Origin of the sequence: Streptomyces sp. SID3343, from assembly GCF_009865215.1 — a bacterium.
GTDB lineage: Bacteria > Actinomycetota > Actinomycetes > Streptomycetales > Streptomycetaceae > Embleya.
The window spans coordinates 1-7,031 of record NZ_WWJX01001344.1; the positions used below are offsets into that span (position 1 = coordinate 1).

A 7,031-nucleotide genomic window follows, 5' to 3' on the forward strand; every position below is an offset into this window, starting at 1 on the left:
CTGCGCCTCGACAACGGGCGCGGGAGCAGGAGCCGGGGCGGGAGCGGGAGCGGGCGCCGACACCGGCGCGCCGCCGTGGATCGGCGCCGGGTACGGCTCCGCGACCTGCTGCGGCGCACCGTACCCCTGCGGCCCGAATCCCTGGACCGGCTGCGGAACTTCCTGATGCGGCGTCATCGGGCCGGGCGGGTACGGGATCTGACCGGCCGTCATCGGCGCGGCGTAGGTCTGGGGTTGCGCCGGTGGCTGCGCCGACGGTTCGGGCTCGTCGACCACCATCGCGGCGAACATGCCGGATTGCGGTCCGGGCACCGCGTCGTACGTCTGCTCGACCTGCGGTACCTGGATCTGTCCCGACGCACCGTCGCCGGCGGCCGCCATCCGGTCGGCCAGGGACATCCCGGGCGCGGCCGGGGTCGGCACGTTCGGGTCGGCCCAACCTGCCTGCGGGCCTGGCATCAACAGTGAGTCCTCGTCGTCCAGATCGTCGTACGGATACGGTCCGGCCGGTTCCCCAACCGGGCCGGGGCCGGCGGCGTGCCTGGCCGGGACCGGGCCCAGGCCCTCCCCGGCAGGTCGGCGCTCGTCGGCTTCACTCATGTCACTACTCCTTCCAGGGCAGCCGCGAAGGCCAGCGTCGTGGCACGATCTCGCACCGCAATCCGAATCCAATCCGGGCCGAGGCCAGGAAAGGTGTCGGCCCGCCGAACCGCGTAGCCTCTCTCCCGCAGCTGCTCGCGGACCTGCGGACCCCCCTCGATCCGCGCGAGCACGAACGAGGACCGGGGAGCGACCGGTAGTCGCAGCCCCGAAACCGCGCGCAATCTCTCGACGAGGTACGAACGGTCAGCCGCGAGCGTAACGGCCAACGCGTCCGCCTGCGCGAGCGCCTCCGGCGTGCAGCATGCCTCGGCGGCGATCAACGCCGGTGTCGACACCGACCACAACGGCTGAGCGTCGGCGAGGATGCGCACCAGATCCGGGGAAGCCAGGACGTAACCGATGCGAAGTCCGGCCAAAGCCCACGTTTTCGTGAGACTGCGCACAACGACGAGCCCGGGCAGGTCGCGTCGTCGGGCCAGACTTTCGGGTTCGCCGGGGATCGTGTCGGCAAATGCCTCGTCCACCACCAGGATTCGGCCGGGGCGTGCGAGCGCCTCGATCGTGGCCGCCGGGTGCAGCACCGAGGTCGGGTTGGTGGGGTTGCCCAGGATCACCAGATCCGCGTCGTCGGGGATCCGGGCCGGATCGAGCACGAAGCCGTCCGCCTCGTCGAGCACGACCCGATGCACGGCGTGGCCCGCGGCACGCAACGCGGCCTCGGGTTCGGTGAACTGCGGGTGCACGACCACCGCGTGACGCGGATTCAGGGTGCGCGCGAGCAGTACGAACGCCTCGGCCGCGCCGGCCGTGGGCAGTACCTCGGCGATCGACCGGCGGTGGCGTGCTGCGATCGCGGCCCGGGCGCGGGCGGTGTCCGGGTATGCGGCGAGGTCGCCCAGGCTTGCCGCGAGCCGGTGTACGAGCCATGCGGGCGGCGCGGCCAGCCGCACGTTGACGGCGAGGTCGACGAGTCCAGGGCCGACCTCGGCGTCCCCGTGGTGGCGCAGATCCACATCCTGGGCGGCGGGTTCGAGGAGTTCGACGGGTTCGGCGGGGGCGCCCGGCCCGACCGCCGCGTGGCGTCGGATGCCGGCGATCGCCGCACCCGCGTGTTCGCGGGCCTGCGGCCCGGCGGGTCCTGTCATCGCGTCATAGCCCATGTCCGTGCTTCCCGTGCCCTCGCCCCGGGCCCCTGCCCCGATCGTGTTGTTCGTGTCCATGATGGTGGTGATGGTGCCTTGTTTGGTGCCCGGGGTGTCGGCGTTGACCACCAGCCGGCACTTCCCGATCGGTTCCCCCTGCGAAGTCGGCCGGATATCGACCGAGAGGGATCGGATCTGGCGCGATCACGTCGATCATTGCCCAGCCGCGCCGTTTTCTACCGGACACACGGGCGTCGACCCCGCCGAAAGCACTCCCACTTCATCGCATATCACCCCGAATTCCACCGCGGACGCAGCCGCTTCGGCCGGCGCCACGTGCCGAGCGACCGCGACCGTACAGCGCGCACGCGCTCCCACCCCGCGTGTCTTGGCCACCACCAGGACACCCAGCGGACCGCCGACGGCCGTACCCACCCGCGCGGCGGCCTCGGCCACCCCCGGCGTGCCCACCGCCGCGCGGGTTCGCTCCGAGGGATTCGGCACCGAAACGCCCGCGAGGTCCCGCGCGTCGTGCGCGTACAGCGGCAACCCCATCGCCTTCGCCGCCGCGACGAGCCCGGCCTCGTCCGCGCGCGGTCGCACCGTGGCCAAAGCCACCACGGGCGACCCCGCCAGGCCGGCCCCGGCCAGGACGGCGCGCACGGTGCCCACGACCTCCTCGGCCGTGACCCCACGCGCCGCGCCCACGCCGACGACCAGCACCGCACGAGAGCTCAAGAACGGTCCCCCCACACGACGAACACCGGGTGCCCGGCGTCCAGTCGCCGCGCCCCACCGGACACCGGTGACATCCGGGAAGACTGGAGCAGGCATCCGTCCACGAGGAAACCCGCGCGCTCCAGCACCGCCCGCATCTCGCCGACCCGATCGATCTCGGTGAACGCGGCGACGATCCGCTCCGGCCGCCGCGCGGCACACGCGGCCAGCACCCGCGGGCCGCCCGCGCCGACGAACACCACGTCCGGCAGCGGCAGTCGGGCCAGCGCGTCGGGAGCCTTGCCGTGCACGACCGCGACCTCGACGCCGAACCGCCCCGCGTTCTCGGCGATCAGGTCGCACGCGAACGCCTCCTGCTCGACCGCGACCACCGCCGCCCCGTGCCGCGCGCACTCGACCGCGACCGATCCGCTGCCGGCACCGACGTCCCACACCAGGTCCCCCAGTCGCGGCCCGATCCGGGCCAGCACGAGGGCGCGCACCTCGGCTCGGGTGATCGCGCCGGACCGATGCGCGTACGCGTCCTCGGGCATCGCCCACCCGCGCACCGGCCCCGGAAAGCCCGCCCGCTCCCCCGCGACCCAGCCCACCGCCGTGCCGGCCCGGGGAGTGGGCCCGATCACGATCACCACGTCCACGTCGACCCACTCGCGCTCGAGCACGTGCTCGGCGGAGACCATCGAGATCTCCTCGCGATCGGTGCCGAGGTTCTCGCAGATCACGAACGTACGAGCCAGGCCGTGCAGTTGCGCCGCGAGCTCGGCCGGACCCGCGCCGGGGCCGGTCAGCACCGCGACCTTGCCCGAGACCCGACACACGTTCGCCGCGCGTCGCACGTCGCGGCCGACCGCGCTGACGATCCGCGCGTCGTCCCACGGCATCCGCGCCCGCGCGAACGCCTGCGCCACCGACGACACGGCGGGCACGATCTCCATCTCCAGGCCGTACTCGGGACGATTGAGCACCCGCACGATCCCGAAGAACCCCGGGTCGCCGGCCGCCACCACGACCGCCGCGCCACGATGCGCGCCGATCCGCTGCGCCGCGACGTGCACATTGCCCAAGACCACCCGTTCGGCGGCCTCGGGCACCGGCACCGCGTCGAGCAGCCGTTCGGCGCCCGCCACCAACGTGGCCGACTTGAGCGCCTCGACCGCGTGTGTCGACAACGGCCCGCCGTCGTACCCGATCACGATCACCCGATCGGCCATGGCCACATCCCCTCGTCGCAGTGACCCCGCATACGGGTCGACCGTGCCCATGCGACGATCACCGTTCGACGACCGTCCGTACTCGACACGACGCCGCTTTCCCCGGGAAGGTTGCGCCGATCGTCAACCGAGCGTGACGCCGTCTCGCGTGTCCGTATTCGTCCCCGCTGACGGATCGTCCGCCCCGGCCGCGAGCGCCCGTCCCGAACGGGCGCGCCCGCCCGGCGCATTCGGCCCGCGCGTCGGATCGGCGTCCGCGCACGCCCGGGCGAATCTGCGGGCCAGGTCCGGCGTTCCGGCCCAATGCGCGTGCAGGTAGGACGCGTGCACCGACCCCTGGACATGCCCCTCCAGACCCGTCTCGCCCAGGCTCCACGCCGCGTCGCGACCGGCGCGCGGGGTGAGCGTGGTGCGATGGAACTCGTGCCCGCGCACCACTCGACCCGCGCGGGCGAGCACCGAGTCGCGCACCGCCGTCGCCTCGCGATAGCCGAGCGTGAGCCGCTCGGTCATCCGCGCGTCGGCGTCGAGCACACCACACATCGGCGCCCCGTCCAGGCTTCGCGCCAGGTACAACAGCCCCGCGCACTCGGCCGCGATCGGCCCACCACGCGCCGCGAGAGCCACCACGTCGGCGCGCAGCGACGCGTTCGCCGACAACTCGGCCGCGTACACCTCGGGGAACCCGCCACCCACGACCAACCCCGCCGTACCCGCCGGCAGCCGCTCGTCACGCAGCGGATCCACCGTGACCACCTCGGCGCCCGCCGCCGTCAGCAACTCGGCGGTCTCCGCGTAGGCGAACGTGAACGCCGACCCACCCGCGATCGCGATCCGCGGCCGACCCCCGACCGGGTCCGTCTCGCAACGCGCCTTCGCACCCGCCTCGGAGCCCGCGACGTCCGACCCCACGGCGGTCTCCCGCACCGGATCCCACACCGCGTCCGTCAGCGGCCCCGCACTCGCGGCGAGCCGCCGTACCGCCGCCAGATCCACGCTGCGCGCGATCAGTTCGCCCAGCGCCGCGACCGTACGCACCGCGTCCGCGTGCCGCTCGGCCACCGGAACCAGTCCCAGATGCCGCGCGGGTTTGGCGATCGCGTCGTGCCGGCGCAGCACGCCGAGCACGGGCATGCCGATCTCGTCGAGCGCCTCGCGCAGCATCACCTCGTGCCGGTCGGGGCCGACCCGGTTGAGGATCACCCCGGCCACCCCGACCCCGGGCTCGAACGCCGCGAAGCCGCGCACCAGCGCCGCCACCGAACGGCTCTGCGCCCGCGCGTCGACGACCAGGATCACCGGCGCCGCGAGCAACCGGGCCACATGCGCGGTGGACGCGTAGCCGCCGCGCCCGGCCGCGCCGTCGAACATGCCCATGACACCCTCGACGATCGCGAGGTCCGCGCCGCGGGCGCCGTGCGCGAACAGCGGGCCGATCCGCTCCTCGCCGACCAGGAACGGATCGAGATTGCGCCCGGGCCGACCGGCGGCGAGCGCGTGATAGCCGGGGTCGATGTAGTCCGGGCCGACCTTGTGCGGCGACACCGTGTCCCCGCGCTCGGTGAACGCCGCGATCAGACCGGTGGCAACGGTGGTCTTGCCGTGCCCGGACGCGGGCGCCGCGATCACCACGCGCGGCAGTGCCCGACCACTCACCACTCGATACCTCGCTGTCCCTTCTGGCCCGCGTCCATCGGGTGCTTGACCTTGGTCATCTCGGTCACCAGGTCGGCCGCCTCGATCAGGCGCGGATCGGCGTCGCGCCCGGTGATCACCACGTGCTGGGTGCCGGGCCGATCCCGCAGCACCGCGACGACCTCGTCCACGTCGACCCAGCCCCACTTCATCGGGTAGGTGAACTCGTCGAGCACGTACACCCCGTAGGTCTGCGCGGCGAGGTCCCGCTTGATCTGCTCCCACCCCTGCCGGGCCGCCTCGGCGTGGTCCTCCTGGGTCCCCTCGCGCTGGATCCAGGACCATCCCTCGCCCATCTTGTGCCACGTGACCGGGCCGCCTTCCCCGGTCTCGTCGTGCACCCGGCCCAGCGTGCGCAGCACGCTCTCCTCGCCGACCTTCCACTTCGCCGACTTCACGAACTGGAACACCCCGACGGCCCATCCCTGGTTCCAACCGCGCAACGCCAGCCCGAACGCGGCGGTGGACTTGCCCTTGCCGGCCCCCGTATGCACGACGACCAGCGCCCGATTGCGCCGCTGACGAGTCGTCAGCCCATCGTCGGGCACCTGCGTGGGAACGCCTTGCGGCATGGTGGTCTCCCCTTTTCGATTCGATCCGAGATACCGGACACGACACGCCGACAACCAGCCACGCCCACCGCCGAACCAGCCGACGTGACGCGCGGCGACAACCCTGCCTCCGCCCCTGCGAGGGCGGGCACGCGAACACCTACGGGACGCGCGAACACCCGCGAGCCGCCCGGACCCAAGTACCGCTCACCCGAACGCCCGCCCCCCACGAGCGACACCGAGCACGCGCCCGACGCCGAACCGACGCCGGACCAAAGCCCTCGCCGCACGCGCCCGGACGACGCAACACGCCGACCACGCCCGCCCCGCCCCGAAAGCCCCTGCCCGCCCAACTCCTCAAGCCACCGTGCGCACGTCCCGCACCAGCGTGGCCAGGCCGTCCGCCGCGAGCTCGTCGAGCGTCACGACCGGACCGCCCAGGTCCGCGGCCAGCCGCGACGCGAGGCCCAGCCGGACCGGCCCGCTCTCGCAGTCCACGACCAGGGTGGCCACGCCCGTCGCGGCAAGCAGTCGGGCACTGCGACGGCTCTCCCCCAGGGCGTCCTTGCCTCCCGTGGCACGGCCGTCGGTGACCACGACCACCAGCGGGCGCCGCAACGGGTCGCGCAGCCGCTCCACCCGCAACGTCTCGTGCGCGCGCAGCAGTCCCGCGCCCACCGGGGTACGCCCACCCGTGGGCAGCGCACCGAGCCGGGCCGCGCCGACCTCCACCGACGACGTGGGCGGCAGCACGAGCGCGGCCCCCGCACCCCGGAAGGTGACCAGGCCGACCTTGTCCCGCCGCTGATAGGCGTCCAGGAGCAGCGACAACACCGCGCCCTTGACCGCCCGCATGCGCTTGCGCGCCGCCATCGACCCGGACGCGTCCACCACGAACAGCACCAGGTTGCCCTCGCGGCCCTCCCGGACCGCCTCCCGCAAGTCCTCACGCCGCAACAACAGCCCGGCCCCCACTCGACCGCGCGCGTGCTGATGCAGCGCCGCGGCGCGCACCGTCGCCGCCACGTGCAGTCGGGTCACCCGCCCCGCGGCGACCTGCGACCCGGTGGTCCGGCCACCGGCCGTACGCG

Annotated in this window: 6 protein-coding genes and 1 pseudogene; all 7 read right to left on the reverse strand. The window is 73.6% G+C overall.

Going from position 1 to position 7,031, the window contains the following annotated elements:
* Positions 1 to 600: pseudogene (locus tag GT354_RS42630) on the reverse strand (hypothetical protein); the annotation flags it as partial.
* A complete protein-coding gene (cobC, locus tag GT354_RS42635) occupies positions 597 to 1,874 on the reverse strand; it encodes an Rv2231c family pyridoxal phosphate-dependent protein CobC (protein ID WP_346012432.1) in 1,278 nt (425 codons plus the stop codon). The pseudogene GT354_RS42630 and the gene cobC, both read right to left, overlap by 4 nt.
* 84 nt (positions 1,875 to 1,958) lie before the next feature.
* Positions 1,959 to 2,483: a cobalamin biosynthesis protein gene (locus GT354_RS42640; RefSeq protein ID WP_237536009.1), complete on the reverse strand. Its 525-nt coding sequence runs from the start codon at positions 2,481 to 2,483 to the stop codon at positions 1,959 to 1,961.
* A complete protein-coding gene (gene cbiE, locus GT354_RS42645) occupies positions 2,480 to 3,694 on the reverse strand; it encodes a precorrin-6y C5,15-methyltransferase (decarboxylating) subunit CbiE (RefSeq protein WP_161362226.1) in 1,215 nt (404 codons plus the stop codon). The genes GT354_RS42640 and cbiE overlap by 4 nt, the downstream gene beginning before the upstream one ends.
* Positions 3,695 to 3,817: 123 nt before the next feature.
* On the reverse strand, positions 3,818 to 5,350 hold the full coding sequence (locus GT354_RS42650; protein WP_161362229.1) for a cobyrinate a,c-diamide synthase: 1,533 nt from the start codon (positions 5,348 to 5,350) through the stop codon (positions 3,818 to 3,820).
* A complete protein-coding gene (cobO, locus tag GT354_RS42655) occupies positions 5,347 to 5,961 on the reverse strand; it encodes a cob(I)yrinic acid a,c-diamide adenosyltransferase (protein ID WP_161362231.1) in 615 nt (204 codons plus the stop codon). The genes GT354_RS42650 and cobO overlap by 4 nt, the downstream gene beginning before the upstream one ends.
* Before the next feature lie 336 nt (positions 5,962 to 6,297).
* Positions 6,298 to 7,031, reverse strand: a 734-nt coding sequence (locus GT354_RS42660; protein WP_161362233.1) for a VWA domain-containing protein, incomplete at its 5' end; no start/stop codon positions are given.

What these genes read in the sequence shown, in the direction of transcription:
- cbiE (WP_161362226.1), bottom strand. Translation starts at nt 3,694, where the DNA reads ATGGCCGATCGGGTGATCGTGATCGGGTACGACGGCGGGCCGTTGTCG.
- cobO (WP_161362231.1), bottom strand. Translation starts at nt 5,961, where the DNA reads ATGCCGCAAGGCGTTCCCACGCAGGTGCCCGACGATGGGCTGACGACT.